General features: G+C 70.9%; 18 protein-coding genes. 12 read left to right on the forward strand and 6 right to left on the reverse strand.

Annotated elements, in window-relative coordinates; translation table 11 throughout:
- Genes BT98_RS0111505 through BT98_RS0111515 form a run of 3 tightly spaced genes read right to left on the reverse strand, consistent with a single transcriptional unit; the run spans position 1 to position 2,985 of the window.
- Positions 1-1,047 (reverse strand): ABC transporter substrate-binding protein, encoded by a 1,047-nt coding sequence (locus BT98_RS0111505; protein WP_019462404.1) that lies wholly within the window; start codon positions 1,045-1,047, stop codon positions 1-3.
- Complete coding sequence (locus BT98_RS0111510; RefSeq protein WP_019462403.1) at positions 1,040-2,158, reverse strand: ABC transporter ATP-binding protein; 1,119 nt, start codon at positions 2,156-2,158, stop codon at positions 1,040-1,042. The genes BT98_RS0111505 and BT98_RS0111510 overlap by 8 nt, the downstream gene beginning before the upstream one ends.
- Positions 2,155-2,985, reverse strand: a complete 831-nt coding sequence (locus BT98_RS0111515; RefSeq protein ID WP_026033432.1) for an ABC transporter permease — start codon at positions 2,983-2,985, stop codon at positions 2,155-2,157. Before BT98_RS0111515 ends, BT98_RS0111510 begins: the two co-directional genes overlap by 4 nt.
- 278 nt (positions 2,986-3,263) lie before the next feature.
- On the opposite strand from BT98_RS0111515, the gene BT98_RS0111520 reads away from it, so the two are divergent.
- On the forward strand, positions 3,264-4,481 hold the full coding sequence (locus BT98_RS0111520) for a M24 family metallopeptidase (RefSeq protein WP_027297217.1): 1,218 nt from the start codon (positions 3,264-3,266) through the stop codon (positions 4,479-4,481).
- Entirely contained in the window at positions 4,478-5,707 is a 1,230-nt protein-coding gene (locus BT98_RS0111525; RefSeq protein ID WP_019462400.1) for a metal-dependent hydrolase family protein, read from the forward strand. Before BT98_RS0111520 ends, BT98_RS0111525 begins: the two co-directional genes overlap by 4 nt.
- Positions 5,708-6,088: 381 nt before the next feature.
- On the opposite strand, the gene BT98_RS0111530 is transcribed toward BT98_RS0111525, so the two are convergent.
- Positions 6,089-7,315, reverse strand: a complete 1,227-nt coding sequence (locus BT98_RS0111530; protein ID WP_026033442.1) for a metal-dependent hydrolase family protein — start codon at positions 7,313-7,315, stop codon at positions 6,089-6,091.
- Positions 7,316-7,617: 302 nt separating this feature from the next.
- On the opposite strand from BT98_RS0111530, the gene BT98_RS0111535 reads away from it, so the two are divergent.
- The 10 genes from BT98_RS0111535 to BT98_RS24145 all read left to right on the forward strand — a co-directional run bounded on the left by BT98_RS0111535 (position 7,618) and on the right by BT98_RS24145 (position 19,626).
- Positions 7,618-8,073, forward strand: a complete 456-nt coding sequence (locus BT98_RS0111535) for an Lrp/AsnC ligand binding domain-containing protein (RefSeq protein ID WP_019462486.1) — start codon at positions 7,618-7,620, stop codon at positions 8,071-8,073.
- A gap of 110 nt (positions 8,074-8,183) precedes the next feature.
- Positions 8,184-9,434, forward strand: coding sequence for an MFS transporter (locus tag BT98_RS0111540; RefSeq protein ID WP_019462485.1), 1,251 nt, complete (start codon positions 8,184-8,186; stop codon positions 9,432-9,434).
- A gap of 214 nt (positions 9,435-9,648) precedes the next feature.
- Entirely contained in the window at positions 9,649-10,710 is a 1,062-nt protein-coding gene (gene rfbB / locus BT98_RS0111545; RefSeq protein ID WP_019462484.1) for a dTDP-glucose 4,6-dehydratase, read from the forward strand.
- Positions 10,711-10,779: 69 nt separating this feature from the next.
- The gene (rfbA, locus tag BT98_RS0111550; RefSeq protein WP_019462483.1) at positions 10,780-11,649 is read left to right on the forward strand and encodes a glucose-1-phosphate thymidylyltransferase RfbA; all 870 of its coding nucleotides are present in this window, start codon (positions 10,780-10,782) and stop codon (positions 11,647-11,649) included.
- A 208-nt stretch (positions 11,650-11,857) separates the two neighbouring features.
- The gene (gene paoA, locus BT98_RS0111555) at positions 11,858-12,517 is read left to right on the forward strand and encodes an aldehyde dehydrogenase iron-sulfur subunit PaoA (RefSeq protein WP_027297218.1); all 660 of its coding nucleotides are present in this window, start codon (positions 11,858-11,860) and stop codon (positions 12,515-12,517) included.
- The gene (locus BT98_RS0111560; RefSeq protein ID WP_019462481.1) at positions 12,514-13,464 is read left to right on the forward strand and encodes an FAD binding domain-containing protein; all 951 of its coding nucleotides are present in this window, start codon (positions 12,514-12,516) and stop codon (positions 13,462-13,464) included. The genes paoA and BT98_RS0111560 overlap by 4 nt, the downstream gene beginning before the upstream one ends.
- A gap of 3 nt (positions 13,465-13,467) precedes the next feature.
- The gene (paoC, locus tag BT98_RS0111565; protein ID WP_019462480.1) at positions 13,468-15,666 is read left to right on the forward strand and encodes an aldehyde oxidoreductase molybdenum-binding subunit PaoC; all 2,199 of its coding nucleotides are present in this window, start codon (positions 13,468-13,470) and stop codon (positions 15,664-15,666) included.
- A gap of 321 nt (positions 15,667-15,987) precedes the next feature.
- Positions 15,988-16,947 (forward strand): arginase, encoded by a 960-nt coding sequence (gene rocF, locus BT98_RS0111570; RefSeq protein ID WP_019462479.1) that lies wholly within the window; start codon positions 15,988-15,990, stop codon positions 16,945-16,947.
- Between the two features lie 2 nt (positions 16,948-16,949).
- Positions 16,950-17,990, forward strand: a complete 1,041-nt coding sequence (locus tag BT98_RS0111575) for an ornithine cyclodeaminase (RefSeq protein WP_019462478.1) — start codon at positions 16,950-16,952, stop codon at positions 17,988-17,990.
- 241 nt (positions 17,991-18,231) lie between these two features.
- A complete protein-coding gene (locus BT98_RS24145; protein ID WP_019462477.1) occupies positions 18,232-19,626 on the forward strand; it encodes an ATP-binding protein in 1,395 nt (464 codons plus the stop codon).
- A 90-nt stretch (positions 19,627-19,716) separates the two neighbouring features.
- Here BT98_RS24145 and rpsO read toward each other — a convergent pair whose 3' ends face one another.
- Entirely contained in the window at positions 19,717-19,986 is a 270-nt protein-coding gene (gene rpsO, locus BT98_RS0111585) for a 30S ribosomal protein S15 (protein ID WP_019462476.1), read from the reverse strand.
- Between the two features lie 4 nt (positions 19,987-19,990).
- A complete protein-coding gene (truB, locus tag BT98_RS24150) occupies positions 19,991-21,088 on the reverse strand; it encodes a tRNA pseudouridine(55) synthase TruB (protein WP_019462475.1) in 1,098 nt (365 codons plus the stop codon).
- Positions 21,089-21,103: the final 15 nt, after the last annotated feature.

Genomic DNA, 21,103 nt, shown 5'->3' on the forward strand with positions numbered 1-21,103 from the left:
TCAGGCTCCGGCGATGTTCTTCTTCCACCACTCCGAGGTCGCGCTCTGCAGCTTGCCCAGCACGCTGTAGTCGGGTGGCAGCATCTTCACGTCGGCGGGCAGGGCGAGCTGCTCGCCCACCTTGCCGGTCAGCGGGCAGTTGTCCACCGTCGGCAGGTAGCCCATCTTCGCCGCGAATTCCGCCTGGGCGGAGGGCTCCAGCATCGCGTTCAGGTACTTGTAGGCCGTCTCCTTGTTCGGCGCGTTCCTCGGGATGAGCATGCCGGAGACGTAGAGGATATTGCCCTCCCTGGGGAAGGAGGCCTTCACCGGGATGCCGGCATTCTGCCACATGATCACGCGCGCCAGCCAGATGATGCCGACATCGATCTCGCCCGACTTGATACCGGCGCCGATGGAATCGGTCGAGGGATAGAGGCGCAGCCCGTTGGCGTTCAGCTTGCCCATCATGTCGCGGGCGGCATCGGTATCGACCTTGTTCAGGTCGCCCGTGGCGGCCTGCGCCGCCGCCATCATCACGTAGAAGTAGTTGCCGTTCCCCAGCCCGACGCGGCCCTTGTACTTCGGGTCCAGCAGGTCCTTGAAGCTGGTGGGCGGGCTGCTGACCTTCTCGGGGTTATAGATCAGCACCTGCGGGCTGTAGATGTGCGGCGCATAGGCGTCGTTGCGCAGATGCGGCAGCACATGCGCGAGGTTCGGCACCTTCTTCTCGTCGATCGGCTCGGCAAGGCCGGCGGCCGAGACCTCGTAGCCGCGGTTGGCCTGGGCGCAGGCCACGTCCACCGCGCCGCGCGGCAGGCGCCGCTGCGCGTAGAGCTTGGCGATGCGCGGGTCCTCGTCGCCGAGATCCTGCACCACGGTGATGCCCTTGGGCACCAGCAGGGGTTCCTCCACATTGGCGCGCAGCAGGTTGGCGTAGTCTCCGCCCCAGGTGCCGATCACCATCTGCTCCGCCGCGCGGGCGGGGCGGATGAAGGGCAGGCTCAGCGCGCCGGCGGCACCGGCCAGAACGAGGCGGCGGCCGGGGGTCAGGATCGTGTCAGGCATTCGCGTTCCACCTTGTTTCGGCAGTTTCTGGGATTTGCGAGGGCAGCGGCGCCCCCTTGGCATCGAAGAGGCGCTCGGCCGCATGGTCCCAGCCCAGGGTCACGGCCGTCCCCGCCGCATGGAGCCGCCCGGGCTGGCTGGTGGGGTCGCGCACCAGGACCCGCGCCCCGGTGCCGAGGCGGACCAGATGCTCCCGCACCGGCCCGAGATAGTTCGCCAGCTCCACCACGCCCCGCGCCTCGCCCGCGCCGCCCTCTCCGCCTTCGCGGATCGACAGGCGCTCCGGCCGCAGGGCCAGGGTGCAGGCGCCGGAACCGGCATAGCGGCCGGCGAGGCGCAGCGCCGCGCCCTCCGCCTCCATCACGCTGCCGGAGGCGCCGAGGCGGCCTTCCAGCATGTTGCTGCGGCCGATGAAGCCGGCGACGAAGGGAGTGGCCGGACGCTCGTAGAGATCCTCCTGCGTACCCGTCTGCTGCACCTTGCCGTCCTTCATCACCACCAGCCGGTCGGCCATCGCCATGGCCTCGTCCTGGTCATGCGTGACCATGATGGTGGTGAGGTTGGACTCCCGTTGCAGCAGGCGGATGTCGCGCCCGACATCGCCACGCAGCGCGGCGTCGAGGTTGGAGAGCGGCTCGTCCAGCAGCAGCACGCGCGGCTGGATGGCCAGCGCCCGGGCCAGCGCCACGCGCTGCTGCTGCCCGCCGGAAAGCTGGCGCGGCAGGCGGCCCGCCAGCTCCTCCAGCCGGGCGAGGCCGAGCATCCGCTCCACCCGCGCCTTGCGCTCCGCCGCCGGCACGCCGCGCATCTCCAGCCCGAAGGCGATGTTGCGCGCCACGGTCAGGTGCGGAAAGAGCGCGTAGCTCTGGAAGACGATGCCCATCTCCCGCCGGTGCGGCGGCAGCGCCAGGATGCTCTGCCCGTCCACGCGCACATCGCCGCCGCTGGCCTGGATGAAGCCCGCCACCATGCGCAGCGTCGTGGTCTTGCCGCAGCCGGAGGGGCCGAGCAGCACCACCATCTCCCCCTGCGGGATGTCGAGGCTGACCTCGTCCACCGCCACGGTGGGGCCGTAGTGCTTGCTCAGCCGGTCGAGGGTCAGCCGGCTCATGCGACCACCCGCGACAGGCGCACATGGCGGTCGAGCACGGCGAGCGCGACGCCCACCAGCACCACCTGCGCCACCGCCACGGCGGCCACCAGCGGGTCGAGCCGGTATTGCAGGTATTGCAGCACGGAGATGGGCAGGGTGGTCATGCCGGGCGCGATCAGGAACAGCGTCATCTCCAGGTTCTCGAAGGACACGATGAAGGCGAAGAGCGCGCCGGCGACGATGCCGCTGCGCATGGCGGGCAGGGTGACGCGCCAGACCACCAGGAAGGGCCGCGCCCCCAGGCTGGCCGCCGCCTCCTCCGCCGAACGGTCGTGGTTGGCGAGCGAGGCCAGGCAGAGCCGCACCACCCAGGGCAGGGCGATCAGCACATGGGCGGCGACCATCAGCCAGACCGAGCCGCTGACCGCCACCTGCGTCCGTTCCTCGAACAGGATGGCCAGCACATAGATGCCGAGGCCGATGGCGATGCCCGGCATGGTGAGCGGCGCAAGCAGCAGGGTGGAGACCAGGGAGCGGCCGGGGAAGCTGTAGCGCGACAGGCCGATTCCCGCCGGCACGCCGATCAGCAGGCTGATCGCCACGGCGGCCAGCGCCACCATCAGGCTGGTCTGCAACGGACCGCCGAACTCCGGGATGATCCGCGCGTACCAGTGCAGCGTGTAGCCGCGCGGCGGGAAGGTGATCAGAGTCTCGTCGAAGACGCTCAGGTAGAGGGTGAGGACGAGCGGCACGAAGATCAGCGCGAGGCCGGCCGCCGTCAGCGCGGCCACCAGCCATCGTTGCAGGAGCTGCCCTGTGTCCGATGCGGGAACGGTCTGGCTCAAGGGTCTCGCCTCTGCACCCGTGCAAGGCAGAAGATCATCATCGCGCGCCTCATTCCTGTGCTTGTGGCACCCGTATCCCTGTCGCGCCTTCCGGCATGGCAGCCCATCCGCCGGAAAGAAGCAACGCCAAAGCCTTCGTGGAAACTCTGGCAAAAGCAATCACTGTGCCATGCGGTGCAGCATGGGCCCGGCCCGTTCCGCAGGCGCGTGCGAGGCGCTGGCGTCCCTGAATGCTTTCTCCTAGCGTCCTGCGCGCAAGGTTGGGAAAGGGGTCCGGGATGGTCGCGGGTGTGGGCGGATCGAGCTTCGAGGCGGAGCTGGCGCGTCTGGTGCCGATGGCGGAACAGGTCGCGCCGATCTCGACCGAAGAGCTGAAGGCCCGGGTGGCGAAGGCCCAGGCGCTGATGCGGGAACAGGGGATCGGCGCGCTCTACCTCGATACCTCCACGAACCTCGCCTACTTCACCGGCATCGGCCTGAAGCTGACTGAGCGGCTGCACGGCGCCATCATCCCGGCCGAGGGCGGGATCGCCTATCTCAGCCCCGCCTTCGAGGAGCCGAAGACGCGGGAATACATGCGCTTCGGCGACGATGTGCGCGTCTGGGAGGAGCACGAGGACCCGGCCGCGCTGGTGATCGAGACGGTGCGCGGCATGGGGCACGAGGGCGGCACCATCGCCATCGATCCGGCGACACCCTTCTTCACCGTGGACGGGCTGCGCCGCGCGGGAAACAGCTTCGGCTTCACCAGCGCGGCCACGATCACCGAGGCCTGCCGCCAGGTGAAGTCCCCGGCCGAGATCGCCATCATGCAGGCGGCCAACGACATCACGCTGGAGGTCCACAAGGCCACGGCGCGCGCGCTCTCCGTGGGGGTGGGCACGGCGGAGGTGAAGGCCTTCCTCGACGCGGCGCACCGCAGGCTGGGCGGCGTGCCGGCGGGCGGCGCCGCGCAGTTCGGCGAGGCCACGGCCTATCCGCATGGCGTGCCCTACGAGCAGGTGCTCCGGGACGGCGACATGGTCCTGGTCGATACCGGCTGCACCCTGCATGGCTACCGCTCCGACATCACCCGCACCTATGTCTTCGGCGATCCCACGCCGCGCCAGCGCGAGATCTGGGAGCTGGAGCAGCGCGCCCAGCTCGCCGGCTTCGCCGCGGCGAAGCTCGGCGCGCCCTGCGAGGCGGTGGATGCCGGCGCGCGCGGCGTGATCGAGGCTGCGGGCTTCGGCCCCGGCTACAAGACTCCCGGCCTGCCGCACCGCACGGGCCACGGCATCGGGCTCGACGTGCACGAGGCCTCCTTCATGGTGCGCGGCAACCGCACGCCGCTGGAGGTGGGCATGTGCTTCTCCATCGAGCCGATGATGTGCCTCTATGGCGAGTTCGGCGTCCGGCTGGAGGACATCGCCTACATGACGGAAGGCGGGGCGCGCTGGTTCACCCGGCCCTGCCATTCGGTGGACGATCCCTTCGGCGTGGAGACCGCGCGATGAGCCTGTTCCTGTTCACCGGCGGCTGGATCCTCGATCCACGCGATGGAAGGCTGCGCGGTGGCGTCGAGGTGCTGGTCGAGGACAAGGAGATCCGCGAGGTATCCGACCGGCCCATCCAGAGCGAGGCGGCGACGCGCGTCCCGCTCGGCGGCCGTGTGCTGATGCCCGGGCTGATCGACGCGCATGTGCATGTGGTGGCGGCCATGGCCAACCTCGCCGCCAATGCGCTGCAGCCTTCCTCCCTCGCCGCCTTCCGCGCGGCGGCGGTGATGCGGGGCATGCTGATGCGCGGCTTCACCACCGTGCGCGACCTCGCGGGCGCCGATCGTGGCCTGGCCGATGCGCAAGCGATGGGGCTTTTCGACGGCCCGCGCCTGATCGTCTGCGGCAAGGCGCTGTCGCAGACCGGCGGCCACAGCGATGGCCGCGCCCGTTCCGACAACCGCGCGCCGCCGGAGCGCCGCGTCGGTACGATGGGGCGGCTGGTGGACGGCGTCGATGCGGTGCGCCGCGCGGCGCGCGAGGAGCTGCGCGAGGGCGCCGACTTCATCAAGGTGATGGCCAATGGCGGCGTCGCCTCGCCCACCGACCCGATCCACATGCTGCAGTTCTCGCGCGACGAGCTGAAGGCGGCGGTGGAGGAGGCGGAGAACTCCGGCACCTATGTCTCGGCGCATCTCTACACGGACGAGGCGATCCGCCGCGCCGTGGAATGCGGCGTGCGCTCGCTGGAACACTGCAACCTGATCCGCCCCGAGACGGCACGGCTGGCGGTGGAGCGCGGCTGCTACGCCGTGCCGACGCTGATCACCTACGAGATCCTGGCCACCGAGGGCGCGAAGTGGGGCCTTGGCCCCGACAGCGTGGCGAAGATCGAGACCGTCCGGCGCGGCGGCCTCGAATCCCTCGCCATCATGCGCGAGGCCGGGCTGGAGATGGCCTATGGCAGCGACCTGCTGGGCGAGATGCATGGCTACCAGTCCGGCGAGTTCGAGCTCCGCTCCCGCGTCCTGCCCGGCATCGAGGTGCTGCGTTCCGCCACCACCGTCGCGGCGAAGGTCTGCGGGCTGGAAGGCCGCGCCGGCATCATCGAGCCGGGGGCGGATGCCGACCTCCTCGTGGTGGAAGGCAATCCGCTGGAGGACTGGAGCCTGCTCGAAGGTCAGGGCAACCGCATCCCGGCGATCATGCAGGCGGGCCGCTTCGTGAAGCGGGAACTGGCCTGAGGCCTGCGCTTTATGTTCGGCGTTGCGCCGTCCCGGGTGAAAGGCGCTGCCTTTCCCCCGGACCCCCTATCCGCCAGGACGCTGCGCGCCCTGGACCCGATGAGTTGGTCCTTGCTGCGGCCGGATCGCGCCGGAGAGCCTGGCTCTCCGGCGGACTGCCGGTGCCACCAGCGCGGACAGGGTGCCTTTCTTCTTTCCAAGAGCCCCGCGTCTCCACCTGCTTCCAGGGATCAGGCGACAGGCTGACGACAACCACACAGAGCCAACGAAAGCCCGGGGTCCGGGGACCGGCTCCGGTCCCCGGCGGAGAGGGGGTCCGGGGCGAGAGGCGGCGCCTCTCCCCCGGCGGCCCGCCATGAAGAGCGCGACGCGACGGCCCGCTCAACCGCCCTTCATGAAGACGCCGCCCTTCAGGATCATCGGCATGTGCCGCCCCTGGAAGGTCAGCAGCGACAGGTCTTCCAGCGGATTGCCGTCCACCACGATCAGGTCGGCATGGGCACCGGCGGCGACGGTGCCGATCCGGCCTTCCATGCGGCAGAGCTTCGCGGCGATATGGGTGGCGGCGGCGATCACCATCTGCGGCGGCAGGACCTTGCCGCGGATCACGAACTCCTCCGACTGGTGACGGTGCATGGCGCCGAGCAGGTCGCTGCCATAGGCCATGGGCAGGCCCGCCGCCTGCATGCGGGCGAGGGATTCCATCCCGGCCAGGCGCACATCGTCCACCTTCGCCACGGCCTCGGCGCCGATGCCGAGCTCCTCGCCCTCGGAGGAGAGCTTGTCATAGGTGACCAGGGTCGGCACGGCGACGGCGCCCTGCTCCGCGGCGAAGCGCGCGGTGGCCTCGGTGATCAGGTTGCAGTGTTCCAGCGAATGGACGCCACATTCCACGGCGCGGCGGATGCCCTCGTCCGTGTAGAGATGCGCCGAGACATAGGTGCCGGCATTGCGCGCCTCCTCGACCGCGGCGCTGATCTCCTCGCGCGAGAAACCCAGGAAATGGATCGGGTCGGTGGGCGAGGCGACGCCGCCATTGGCCATGATCTTCACGAAGCGGGCGCCGGACTTGATCTCCTCCCGCGCCGCGCGCCGCACCTCCGGCACGCCGTCGCAGAGCCGGCCCAGCGCGCCGAGCCGCGTGTTGAAGCGCGGCGGGGTGTTGTCGAAGGGGCCGCGGAAGTCGCAATGCCCCCCGCTCTGGCTCAGCGCCTTGCCGGAGATGACGAGGCGCGGCGCGGGGAAGAGCCCTTCCTCCACCGCCACGACCTGACCGTGATCGGCGCCGCCGACATCGCGCACGGTGGTGAAGCCGCGCATCAGCATCTGGTGCAGCAGGCGGATGGAACGCGCCATCACCAGCGAATCCGGCAGGGTGGCGCATTTGGCCAGGCTGGCATCGATGGCGTTGATATGGACGTGGCAGTCGATCAGCCCGGGCATCAGCACCTTGCCCGACAGGTCGATGGTGCTGGCGCCCTGCGGCGCGCGGGCGCTGGGCGAGACCTCGCGGATCAGGCCGTTCTCGATCACCACCCCTTGCGGGGCCGAGGGCTCCGGCGCGGTGCCATCGACGATCCGGGCATGGGCGAGGAAGAGGCTGGTCATGCTGTTCTCCATCTCGGGGCGCGGGCAGGGCGCCTTCCGCCGCGCCACCATGGCCGGGGTGGCGAGGCTAGTGCAGTTGCGCCGCGGGTGGGACCGCCCGGCGGCGTGGAAGCGCCGATGCAGGCTTCGTGCCGCCCGCTCCCCCCGGCGTTGCCACAGGCGCCGCACACCCCTCGCATGATCTCGCCTGGGGCGAAGGGATTTCGGGCAAGGCAGGAAGTGTGGCCCGATCCTTCGGCCGGAGCGGCCGCTGTCCGGAGGATTGATGGTGCTATAGGCGTTCCGCGAAAGGATCGTCAGCCATGGACGAGATCGACAAGCGCCTGCTGCGCCTGCTCCAGCGCGATGGGCGGATGACCAATGTGGAACTGGCCCGGCAGGCGCATCTCAGCCCGCCTGCCACGCATGAGCGCATCCGCCGCCTGCAGCAGGACGGCGTGATCGAGGGCTATTCGGTGCGGCTGAATGCCGGGAAGCTGCAGCGCGCACTGCTGATCTTCGTCGAGGTCACGCTGGACCGGACCAGCGCCCGCGTCTTCGAGGATTTCGGGGCCGCGGTGCGGCGGACGCCGGAAATCATGGAATGCCACATGGTGGCGGGCGGCTTCGACTACCTGATCAAGGTGCGGGTGCGCGACATGGCCGCCTACCGGCATTTCCTGGGCACGGTGCTGGTGGGACTGCCCGGCATCCGGCAGACGCACACCTACACGGTCATGGAGGAGGTGAAGAACACCACCGAATTCGCCATCGACTGACCGTCGCCCCGCCGCCCCCTCGCCAGGCTCCGCATCCTCGGATACCGGTGGTGAAAAGCCCGGCTCCGCGCCCGCAGGCGGAAGGGCCGGAACCCTGGGAGGCATGCCGCGTGACCGGCAAGACCGCGAACATCGCCCTGATCACCCTGGCGCAGGTGCTGGCGCTCTGCCTCTGGTTCTCCGGCACCGCCGCCGGGCCGGGCATGCTGCGGGAGGCGCAGGCGCTGGGCCTCGGGCTGGGGCCGGGCTTCCAGGCCTGGCTGACCGGCGCGGTGCAGGCGGGCTTCGTGCTGGGCACGCTGCTCAGCGCCTCGCTGGCCCTGCCGGACCGCACCGACCCGCGTCGCCTCTTCGCCGCCTGCGCCCTGCTCGGCGCCCTGGCCAATGCCGCCATCGCGCTCCTGCCGCTGGAGGCGTGGACCGCCATCGCCGCGCGCTTCGTCACCGGCCTGGCTTTGGCCGGGGTCTATCCGGTGGGCATGAAGCTCGCCATCGGCTGGGCGGACAAGGGCGATGCCGGGCTGCTGGTCGGGCTCCTGGTGGGCGGGCTGACCCTGGGCTCGGCCTCGCCGCATCTGGCGCTCGCCCTGACCGGCGCGGCGGGCGGGCCGGATGCCGCGCCGGACTGGAGGCTGGCGCTGGGCGCGGCCTCGCTTGCCGCCCTGCTCGCCGCCGCGCTGATCGGGCGGACCCGGCTCGGCCCGCGCCACGCGCCCGCGCCGCCCTTCCGTCCCGGCGCGGCGCTGCAGCTCTGGCGCAACCGGGGCACGCGGCTCGCGACGCTCGGCTATCTCGGCCATATGTGGGAGCTCTATGCCATGTGGGCCTGGGTCGGCCTCTATCTCAGCGCCAGCTTCGCCGCCTGGCGCGGCGTTGCGCGGGTGGAGGCGGGCGAGGCCTCGTTGGCGACCTTCGCGGTGATCGCGGTGGGGGCGCTCGGCTCCATCGGTGCCGGGCTGCTGGCGGACCGCTGGGGCCGGGTGCGGACCACGGTGACGGCCATGGCGGTCTCGGGCATCTGCTGCCTGCTGGCCGGTCCCGCCTTCGGGCTGCACCCGTTGTTGCCGATCGCCCTCTGCCTGGTCTGGGGCGTCGCGGTTGTGGCGGATTCCGCGCAGTTCTCGGCCAGCGTGGCGGAGCTTTCCGAGCCGGGGCTGACCGGCACCATGCTGACGGTGCAGAACTGCCTGGGCTTCGCGCTGACGCTGGTGACGATCCACCTCATGCCCTCGCTCGTCGCCTGGAGCGGCTGGGGCGGGGCCTTCGCCCTGCTGGCGGTGGGGCCGCTGCTGGGCTGCCTCGCCATGCTTCGCCTGGGCCGCAGCCCGCTGGCGGCGCGGCTGGCCGGCGGCCGCGGATAATGCGCCGGCCGCCGAGGCGGCTGCTGACGCAAGGATCTCGGGGTCCCGACCTTATGGGAATCCGCCTTCGGGCCGTGAGGCGGCGCCCGATAGACGCGGCAGGACGGTTCTGCTAGCGACCTGAGACGCGTTTCGGCATGTGGGACGGGCCTCGCCTCTCTGGCCATGCCGGGGCGACGTGGCGCCGCACGGGTTGTGGAAGGACAGGGGCCCCTTGGCCAAGAAATTCCTTGTCACGGGCGGTGCGGGCTTCATCGGCTCGGCGGTGGCGCGGCGGCTGATTCGCGAGACGCCGCACCGCGTTCTGGTGGTGGACAAGCTGACCTATGCGGGCAACCTCGCCTCGCTGGCGCCGGTGGCCGACGACCCACGCTTCGGCTTTTTGCGCGCCGATATCGCCGATGCCGCGGCGATGCGCGCGGCCATGGCGGAATTCCGCCCCGACGTGGTGATGCACCTCGCCGCCGAGAGCCATGTGGACCGTTCCATCGACGGGCCGGGGGAGTTCGTGCAGACCAACGTGGTCGGCACCTTCACCCTGCTGCAGGCGGCGCTGGAGCACTGGCGTGGGCTGCGGGGCGCGGAGCGGGACGGCTTCCGCTTCCACCATGTCTCGACCGACGAGGTCTTCGGCTCGCTGGGTGCGGAGGGGCTGTTCCGCGAGGACACGCCCTATGACCCGCGCTCGCCCTATTCGGCCTCCAAGGCGGCCTCGGACCATTTCGTGCGGGCCTGGCACCACACCTACGGCCTGCCGGTGGTGGTGACCAACTGCTCCAACAACTACGGCCCCTACCACTTCCCGGAGAAGCTGATCCCGCTCACCATCGTCAACGCGCTGGAGGGCCGGCCCCTGCCGGTCTATGGGCGTGGCGAGAACGTGCGGGACTGGCTCTATGTCGAGGACCATGCCGCGGCGCTGATCCTGGTGGCGGAGCAGGCGGCGGTGGGCGCGGGCTACAACATCGGCGGGCACAACGAGCGGCGGAACATCGACGTGGTGCGCGCCATCTGCGCCCTGCTGGACGAGATGGCGCCGAAGCTCGATGTGCCGCGCGAGAGCCTGATCACCTTCGTCGCCGACCGGCCGGGCCATGACCTGCGCTATGCCATCGATGCCGGGAAGATCGCGCGCGAACTGGGCTGGCGGCCGGCGGAGAGCTTCGGGAGCGGGCTGCGCCGCACGGTGCGCTGGTATCTCGACAACCGCGGCTGGTGGGAGGCCGTGCGCTCCGGCGCCTATCGCGGCGAGCGGCTGGGACTGGCGCGGGGCTGAAGGCGGGCCGTGATTCCGCCACAGGATGGCCCGCAGGATCGCGAAAGAACGGGAACGGGGATCACGGGCATGAAGGGCATCATCCTGGCGGGCGGCAGCGGCACGCGGCTGCATCCGATGACGCATGTCACGTCGAAGCAGCTCCTGCCCGTCTATGACAAGCCGATGATCTACTACCCCCTGACCACGCTGATGCTGGCCGGGGTGCGCGACATCCTGCTGATCTCCACCCCCGCCGACCTGCCGCGTTTCCGGGAGCTGCTGGGCGACGGCTCGGAATGGGGCATCCGCCTCACCTATGCCGAGCAGCCGAAGCCGGACGGGCTGGCCCAGGCCTATCTCATCGGCGCGGACTTCGTGGCGGGCGGGCCCTCCATGCTGATCCTGGGCGACAACATCTTCTATGGCGACGGGCTGCCCGCGATGCTGCAGCAGGCCAGCGCCCGCCTCGCCGGGGCCAATGTCTTCGCCTATCGCGTCAGCGACCCGGAGCGCTACGGCGTGGTGGAGTTCGACGCCCGCAACCGCGCCCTTTCCATCGAGGAGAAGCCCGCGAAGCCCCGCTCCAACTGGGCGGTCACCGGGCTCTATGTCTATGACGGCGACGTGGTGGAGATCGCGCGCGGGCTGAAGCCCTCGCCGCGCGGGGAGCTGGAGATCACCGACGTCAACCGCGCCTATCTGGAACGCGGGCGGCTGGAGGTGGAGCTGATGGGGCGCGGCTTCGCCTGGCTGGACACGGGCACGCCGGACACGCTGCTGGAGGCGGCGGAGTTCATGCGCGCTCTGGAGAAGCGCCAGGGCTTCAAGATCGCCTGCCCGGAGGAGGTCGCCTTCAACCTCGGCTGGATCGATGCCGGGCAGCTCCGCGCCCTGGGGCACCGGCTGGAGAAGAGCACCTACGGCCGCTACCTGCTGCGGATCGCCGACGGGGAATAGCGACCTTTCCATCGAAATCGCATCCGGGCCGCAGCCTTGCACGCCCGGCGGCGTTCTGCCTCGGTGTGGCCAGGCGGGGCATGCCATCGGGGGCATGCCGGCACGCCTTGCCATGCGGTGGCCCTGGTCACGGATGTTTGCCCGGCCATGACCTTGCCGGCGGCCGATCCGGCGTCACCTGCCCCGTTCCCGCACGGAGGTAAGGACGATGCCACCTCTTCATGACCCGCGTTTGCCGCGGCGCGGCCTGCTGATCGGCACGGCCGCCGTCTCGGCCGCAGGCATGGCGGCCGGGCATGCGGCGCCGTCCCAGCCCGTCCCATCCGCCGCCTTCCCCCGGCATCCGGAGAACCCTGCCATGGCCAGCGTCTCTTTCACCGTCAATGGCGAGGCCCGGCAGGTCGAACTCGACACGCGGACGACACTGCTGGATGCGTTGCGCGAGCACCTGCACCTGACGGGCAGCAAGAAGGGCTGCGACCACGGCCAGTGCGGCGCCTGCACGGTGCTGGTGGAGGGGCGGCGGATCAATGCCTGCCTGACGCTGGCCGTGATGCATGAGGGCGACAGCATCACCACGATCGAGGGGCTGGGATCGCCGGAAAGGCTGCACCCGATGCAGTCGGCCTTCGTCAGGCATGACGGCTACCAGTGCGGCTACTGCACCCCGGGGCAGATCTGTTCCTCGGTCGCGGTGCTGGAGGAGATCAAGGCGGGCATCCCCAGCCATGTGACCGGCGACCTCGGCGCGCCGCCGAAGCTGGGCGACGAGGAGATCCGCGAGCGGATGAGCGGCAATATCTGCCGCTGCGGCGCCTATTCCAACATCGTCGAGGCCATCACCGAGGTGGCGGGAGAGCGCACGTGAAGCCTTTCACCTATGAGCGGGCGGCGACCCCCGCCGCCGCGGCCGCGGCGGCGGCCGGCCATCCCGGGGCGAAGTTCATCGCCGGCGGCACCAACCTGCTCGACCTGATGAAGCTGCAGATCGAGACGCCAGCCCATCTGATCGACGTGAACCGCCTCGGCCTGGACCGGATCGAGCCGACGCCGGAAGGGGGCCTGCGCATCGGGGCGCTCGTGCGCAACACCGACCTGGCGGCGGATGCGCGGGTGCGGCGCGACTATGCCGTGCTGACCCGGGCGCTGGTCTCCGGGGCCTCGGGGCAGTTGCGCAACAAGGCCACCACGGCGGGCAACCTGCTCCAGCGCACGCGCTGCCCCTATTTCTACGACACCGACCAGCCCTGCAACAAACGCCACCCCGGCAGCGGCTGCTCCGCCATCGGCGGCTTCAGCCGCCACAACGCCGTGCTGGGCGTCAGCGATGCCTGCATCGCCACGCATCCGAGCGACATGGCGGTGGCCATGCGCGTGCTCGATGCCGTGGTGGAGACGGCGCGCCCCGACGGCTCCGCCCGGCAGATCCCCATCGCCGGTTTCCACCGCCTGCCCGGCGACACGCCGCAGGTCGAGACGGTGCTGGAGCCGGGCGAGCTGATCACCGCCGTGGTCCTGCCGCCGCCGGCGGGCGGGGTGCAGGTCTATCGCAAGGTGCGCGACCGCGCCTCCTATGCCTTCGCGCTGGTCTCGGTGGCGGCCATCGTGCAGCGTGACGGCAGCGGGCGCGTCGCGCTCGGCGGCGTGGCGCACAGGCCCTGGCGCGTCGAGGCGGCGGAGGCCGAACTGCCGCACGGCGCGAAGCGGGCCTCCGAGGCGCTGCTCGCCGGGGCCAGGACCACCCATGACAATGCCTTCAAGCTGCCGCTGGCGGAGCGCACGCTCGCCGCGGTGCTGGCGGAAGCGAGGGCCTGAACGATGCGCTTCGACACCCCGGCCACCACCAACCCGATCGACCAGCTCAAGGTCGTCGGCCAGCCGCTGGACCGCATCGACGGCCCGCTGAAGACCACCGGCCGTGCGCCCTATGCCTATGAGCACCACGACGTGGTGCCGGACCCGGCCTATGGCTATGTCGTGGGCAGCGCCATCGCCGCCGGCCGCATACGCGCCATGGACCTGTCGGCAGCGCGGGCCGCGCCGGGCGTGCTGGCCATCGTCACGCATGGGAATGCGGGGCGGCTCGGCAAGGGCGCCATGAACACCGCCCGCCTGCTGGGCGGGCCGGAGGTCGAGCACTACCACCAGGCCATCGCCCTGGTCGTGGCGGAAAGCTTCGAGCAGGCACGGGCCGCGGCGGCCCTGGTGCGGGTGGACTACGAGGTGTCGGAGGGGCATTTCGACCTCGCCGCCGCCAAGGCGGCCGGGATCGGCCCCTCGGAGGATTCCCCCGACAAGGCGGTGGGGGATTTCGCAAGCGCCTTTGCCGAGGCGCCCGTCCGGCTCGACGAGACCTACAGCACGCCGGACCAGTCGCACGCGATGATGGAGCCGCACGCCACCATCGCCGCCTGGGATGGGGACCACGTGGATGTCTGGCTGTCGAACCAGATGATCGCCTGGACCGCCGGCGACCTGGCCAAGACCCTCGGCATCCCGAAGGAGAAGGTGCGGCTGCGCTCGCCCTTCATCGGCGGTGGCTTTGGCGGCAAGCTCTTCCTGCGCGCCGACACGCTGCTGGCCGTGCTGGGCGCGCGGGAGGCGAAGCGGCCGGTGAAGGTGGCGCTGCAACGGCCGCTGGTTGCCAACAACACCACCCACCGGCCGGCGACCATCCAGCGCATCCGCATTGGCGCGGCGCGAGACGGGAAGATCACCGCCATCGGCCATGAAAGCTGGTCGGGCAACCTGCCGGACGGCAAGCCGGAGGAGGCGGTCCAGCAGACGGAACTGCTCTATGCCGGCGCCAACCGGCTGACCGGGCTGCGGCTGGCGCGGCTCGACCTGCCGGAAGGCAATGCCATGCGCGCGCCCGGGGAGGCGCCCGGGCTGATGGCGCTGGAGATCGCCATGGACGAGATGGCGGAGAAGCTCGGCCTCGATCCCATCGAGTTCCGGATCCGCAACGATACCCAGGTCGATCCGGCCGATCCCCACCGGCCCTTCTCGCAACGGCAGTTGGTCGAATGCCTGCGGCTGGGGGCGGAACGCTTCGGCTGGAACCGGCGCGACCCCCGGCCCGGGCAGCGGCGTGAGGGACGATGGCTGGTCGGGATGGGCGTGGCGGCCGGGTTCCGCAACAACCTGCTGACCAAGTCCGGCGCCCGCGTGCGGCTGGACCGCCAGGGCCGGGTGACGGTCGAGAGCGACATGACCGATATCGGCACGGGCAGCTACACCATCATGGCGCAGACCGCAGCCGAGATGATGGGGGTTCCGGTCGGCGAGGTGACGGTCCGCCTGGGCGATTCCAGCTTTCCGGTCTCGGCCGGCTCGGGCGGGCAGTGGGGCGCCAACAACGCCACGGCGGGTGTCTACGCCGCCTGCGTCAAGCTGCGGGAGGAAGTGGCGCGCAAAGCGGGCTTCAACACCGCGGAGGCTGTCTTCGCCGATGGCGCGGTGCGCGCGGGCAACCGCAGCGTGCCGCTGTCCGACGCGGCGCGGGATGGCGAACTGGTGGCCGAAGATGCGATCGAGTACGGCGATCTCGGCAAGCGCTACCAGCAATCGACCTTCGCCGGGCATTTCGTCGAGGTCGGCGTCGATGCCGTGACGGGCGAGACGCGCATCCGCCGGATGCTCGCGGTCTGCGCGGCGGGCCGTATCCTCAACCCGAAATCCGCCCGCTCCCAGGTGATCGGCGCCATGACCATGGGTGTGGGCGCGGCGCTGATGGAGGCGCTGGAGGTGGACAGGAGGCGCGGCTTCTTCGTCAACCACGACCTCGCCACCTATGAGGTGCCTGTCCATGCCGACATTCCGCACCAGGAGGTGGTCTTCCTGGACGAGGCCGACCCGATGTCCTCGCCCATGAAGGCCAAGGGCGTGGGCGAGCTCGGCCTCTGCGGCGTCGGCGCGGCGGTGGCCAATGCCATTCACAACGCCACCGGCATCCGCGTGCGCGACTATCCCATCACCCTCGACAAGCTGATCGAAAGGCTGCCTCAGCCCGCCTGATGTGAATGGCGCCGCCTGTGTCCGGCCCCTTCGGCAGCCATGTCGCCGGGCGGGGCGTCCTGCCGCACGCCGCCGGGGTAGCGCACGGCCGCCCCGCCGCTGTCGAGGCCCTGCACGAACGGCCCCCAGCTTCGGCTGAAGACCCCCCGGCTGGCCCGGCGCCTGTCACGGATTCTTCACCGCAGGCCCATCCCATCGCGCGGCGCGGATGGCAATCTGCCCGGAGAGCCCTGTGATTCCGCACGGGCGATCCGCGCATTCCGACAGGCTGCGGGGTTCGGTCCGCCGGCGCGATCGCCTAGGCAGGGGTGGGTACAGACCATGATCCAGATGAGTGGGGCGGGCGTGACGGATTCGAGCAGGATTTGCGTTCTGACCGGCGCGGCGGTCGATGAGGGCGCCAGCCGCCCGGGCTGCGAGATGGGTCCCAGTGCCTTCCGCGTCGCCGGCATCGCCGCGGCCCTGGCGGAGCTGGGCTATGCCGTGCGCGACAACGGCAACCTCGTGCCGCCCGCCTTCGCGGTGGAGCCGCATCCCAACCCGGCGATCCGCCACCTGCCGGAGATCGCGGCCTGGACGGCGGCGCTGGACGAGGCGGCCTTCGCGGCGGGCGGCGAGGGCTTCGCGGTCTTCCTGGGCGGGGACCACAGCCTGTCCGCCGGCACCATCGCCGGCATGAGCCGCCGTGCCGCCCTGGAAGGGCGCCCGCTCTTCGTCCTGTGGCTCGACGCGCATCCGGATTTCCACACGCTGGACAGCACGGTCAGCGGCAACCTGCACGGCGTCGGCATGGCCTATGCCACGGGGCGCCCGGGCTTCGCGGCGCACATGCCGCCACTGCGGGCGCCGGTCGATCCGCGCAACGTCTGCATGATCGGCCTGCGCAGCGTCGATCCGGCGGAGCGCGCGGCGCTGCGCGAGGCGGGCGTCACCGTGCACGACATGCGCGCGCTCGACGAATCCGGCGTGGCGGCACCGCTGCGCGCCTTCCTGGAACGTGCCGAGGCCGCCGGCGGCATCCTGCATGTCAGCCTGGATGTCGATTTCCTCGACCCCTCCATCGCGCCCGCCGTGGGCACCACCGTGCCCGGCGGCGCCACCTTCCGCGAGGCGCACCTGATCATGGAGATGGTCCATGACAGCGGGCTGGCCCGCAGTCTCGACCTCGTGGAGCTGAACCCCTTCCTCGACGAACGCGGCCGCACCGCGCTGCTGATGGTGGACCTCGCCGCCAGCCTGCTGGGCCGCAGCATCTTCGACCGCCCCACGCGGAGCTTCTGACCATGCAGGGCAGGCTCAACATCGTCCCCTTCGTCAGCGTGGACAACATGATGAAGCTGGTGCTGGCTATCGGCATCGAGCGCTTCCTGACCGGGCTGGCCGCGGCGATCGAGGAGGATTTCCGCCGCTGGGAGCTGTTCGACAAGACGCCGCGCATCGCCTCGCACAGTGCCGAGGGGGTGATCGAGCTGATGCCCACCAGCGACGGCACCACCTATGGCTTCAAGTATGTCAACGGCCATCCCAGGAACACGCGGCAGGGGCGGCAGACCGTCACCGCCTTCGGCGTGCTGGCCGATGTCGGCAACGGCTATCCGATGCTGCTGACGGAGATGACCATCCTGACGGCGCTGCGCACCGCCGCCACCTCGGCCCTCGCGGCGAAGTACCTGGCGCCGAAGGATGCACGGGTGATGGCGGTGATCGGCAACGGCGCCCAGGCGGAGTTCCAGGCCATGGCCTTCCGGACCATGCTGGGCATCGACCGGCTCCGCCTCCACGACATCGACCGCGCCGCCACGGAGAAGTGCATCCGCAACCTCGCCGGCCTCGGCTTCGACATCACCGCCTGCGGCAGCGCGGCGGAGGCGGTGCAGGGCGCGCAGATCGTCACCACCGTGACGGCGGACAAGCAGAACGCCACCATCCTGACCGACAACCTCGTCGGGCGTGGCATCCATATCAACGGCGTCGGCGGCGACTGCCCGGGCAAGACCGAGCTGCATCCCGACATCCTCCTGCGCTCGGACATCTTCGTGGAGTACTCGCCGCAGACACGCATCGAGGGCGAGATCCAGCAGCTCGCCCCCGACCATCCGGTGACGGAGCTCTGGCGGGTGATCGCCGGCCATGCCGAGGGCCGCCGCGGCGCCGACCAGATCACGCTCTTCGATTCCGTCGGCTTCGCCATCGAGGACTTCTCCGCCCTGCGCTACGTCCGCGAACGCATCGCGGGCACGGGCTTCTTCGAGGAGCTCGACCTCCTGGCCGATCCGGACGAGCCGCGCGACCTCTTCGGCATGCTGCTGCGCGCACAGGGATAGCATCGCGCCGGCGCGGGACGGCCGGTCGGGCCCGGAGGCGAGGCCCATCGTTCCCTTTCCGGGCAGGTCAATCGCTCTGGCCGGGCTGGCCACAGATTTCGCCGGATGTTCAAATATCGGACCTGGGCCATGCGCGGTGGAAGCCCCAATCTGGCGGGATGGCCGGAGCGGACGCGTGCCGTTCCGCCCGGCCGCGGCGAAACCCGTTCAGGCCACGAGTGGCGAAAGCAGGTCCGGACCGATGATCAGGCAGTTCCTCCTGGCTTGCGCGATCGGCGGCGTGCCCGCGCTGTGCCTGCTGCTGATGGGCCTGTCCGGCGCGGCGGGCTGGACGCCGGTCACCTGGTCCCTGCTGCTCACCGCCGGGGCTTCCGCCATCCTGGCCGGGGCCGCGCTCTGGATGCTCGACCGGCTGGCCGAGGCGCTGCGCGCCGCCGCCTCCGGCACGGTCCTCTCCCTGCCGCCGATGCGCCTGTTGCGGGAGGTCGCCGAGGCGCTCGACCGCCTGACGCGCGACCTGGCCGAGAGCGGCGCTCTGGTGGGGCGGCTGCGCGCGGCGGATGCGGTGATCGTGGAGGCGTTGCCGGACCCGCTCCTGGTCCTGGGCGCGGACCGGCAGCCGCTGCGGGCCAATGCCGCCGCCCGCCGGCTCTTCGGCAGCAGCATGGGCGACCAGCTGCCCGGCGACCTGTGGGCCCTGCTGCGCCACCCGATGCTGGCCGGGGCGGTGGACCGTGCCCTGCTGGACGGGACGCCGCAGGCCAGCGACCTGACCCTTCCGGCGCCGGTCTTCCGGGATCTGGTGGCACAGGTGATCCCGCTCGACCCGCCGCTCTCCGATGGCGGGCGGCTGCTGATCCTGCTCTCCGACCGGACGCGGGACCGGGCAGTGGAGCGGATGCGGGCGGATTTCGTCGCCAATGCCAGCCACGAACTGCGCACGCCGCTGGCCAGCCTGATCGGCTTCATCGAGACCCTGCGCGGCCCCGCCGAGGACGACGCCGAGGCGCGGCGCCACTTCCTGGGCATCATGGCGGAACAGGCGGAGCGCATGCGGCGCCTGATCGACGACCTGCTGGGCCTGACGCGGATCGAGATCTCCGAGCACCAGCCGCCGGCGGGTCAGGTGGATCTGGTGGTGCTGGCGCGGGCCGAGACGGAGGCGCTGGCGCCGATCCTGGCGCAGCGCAGGACGAGGCTGCGGCTGGATCTGGAGCCCGCCCTGGCCCGGCCCGCCGACCAGGACCAGCTGGCTCAGGTGCTGCGCAACCTCGTCGAGAATGCCGTGCGCTATGGCCGGGAGGGCGGCGAGGTGCGCGTCGCGACCGGCGCGGCGGAGGGCGGCGTGTTCCTGCGGGTGGCGGATGACGGGCCGGGGATCGCGCGCGAGCACATCCCGCGCCTGACCGAGCGTTTCTACCGGGTGGACAAGGGCCGCTCGCGCCATGTCGGTGGCACCGGGCTGGGGCTGGCCATCGTCAAGCACGTGGTCAACCGCCATCGCGGGCGGCTGGCGATCGAGAGCGCGGTGGGGGAGGGGGCCAGCTTCAGGGTCTGGCTGCCGGGCGTTCCGGCGCCGTTCACCGGGCTCGAACCCAGGCCGGAGAAGCGCGTGCTGTCCGTGCGGGAAGCCTGAGGGCGGGAAGCAGGGGCCGGGCTTCGGAAGGGGCCCAGGGAGAAAGGAGGCCCGCGGAAGGCCGCCGGAGCGGCCCTCCGCGGGAATTCCTCAGCGGCGCAGGCCGAGACGGCCGATCAGGGTCTCGTAGCGAGTCTGGTCCTTGCGCTTCACATAGTCCAGCAGGCCACGGCGCTGGCCAACCAGGACCAGCAGGCCACGGCGGCTGTGGAAGTCCTTGGCGTGGGTCTTCAGGTGCTCCGTGAGGTTGGAGATGCGCTCCGACAGGATCGCGACCTGGACCTCGGGGGAACCCGTGTCACCGGGCTTCGTGGCGTATTCGGAAATCAGCGCGGTGCGGCGCTCGGCAGTGATCGACATCGGTTCAACCTTCTGTCTGGTCGTGGACGGGTTCGCTCCGGATCAGCCAGCGCTCGGGACGGACGAGACCGTCCTTGAGCATTGCCAGCCCCACCAGGCGCCCCCCCGTCACCACGCGCACCAGACCCCCTTCGAGGTTGGCGCCGTCGGGAACCCGACCCATGAACTCGACCAGGGAGATGTCCTGGCCGAAGGAAAGGCGGGCGGCCTCCGCTTCGGTCACGGCCAGAGCCGGGATGTCGGCCAGCGCGGTCATGACGGGAAGAAGAAGATCCGGGGAAGGGGGCGGGGCATCGCCCGTAACGGTCACGCTGTCAAGCGAAACCGCATGCGACTCACGGAAGGGACCCACGCGCAGGCGGCGCAGCGTCGCGATATGCCCGACCGTGCCCACCGCGCGGGCGAGGTCGCGGGCGAGCGAGCGCATGTAGACGCCCTTGCCGCTTTCCACCGCGAAGATCGCCGTGTCGGCATCGGGGCGGTCGATCAGCTCGAACTTGTCCACCCGGGCCGGGCGCGGCATCAGCACCGGGGCCGCGCCCTCGCGCGCCAGGTCATAGGCGCGCTGCCCGTCCACCTTGATGGCGGAATAGGCCGGCGGCACCTGCATGATCTCGCCGCGGAACTGCGGCAGGGCGGCCCGGATCTCCTCGTCCGTCGGACGGAGGTCGCTGGTCGCGGTCACCTGACCATCGGCATCGTCCGTGTCGCGCGCCTCGCCGAAGCGCAGCGTGAAGTGATAGGCCTTGGTGCCGTCCATCACATAGGGGACGGTCTTGGTGGCCGAGCCGAAGGCCACCGGCAGCAGCCCGGTCGCCAGCGGGTCCAGCGTCCCGCCATGCCCGGCCTTCTGCGCGTTGAAGGCACGCTTGACGCGGTTCACCACCTCGGTGCTGCCGATGCCCGAAGGCTTGTCGATGATCAGCCAGCCATCCAGCGGCCGGCCCTTGGGCTTGCGGTGGCCGTGCCGCCCCCCGGGACGGCCACCCTTCTGCCCCCGGCGGTCCGCCTGGCGATCCCCTGCCTGGCGATCCCCCGCGTGGCGATCATGGGGCCGCTCGCCATGAGTCTCGCGTTGCGGCTCCTGATGCTCGCCTGCCATGCCCTGCTGTCCTCT

The sequence above is a fragment of the Roseomonas mucosa ATCC BAA-692 genome, assembly GCF_000622225.1.
Classification (GTDB): Bacteria; Pseudomonadota; Alphaproteobacteria; order Acetobacterales; family Acetobacteraceae; genus Roseomonas; species Roseomonas mucosa.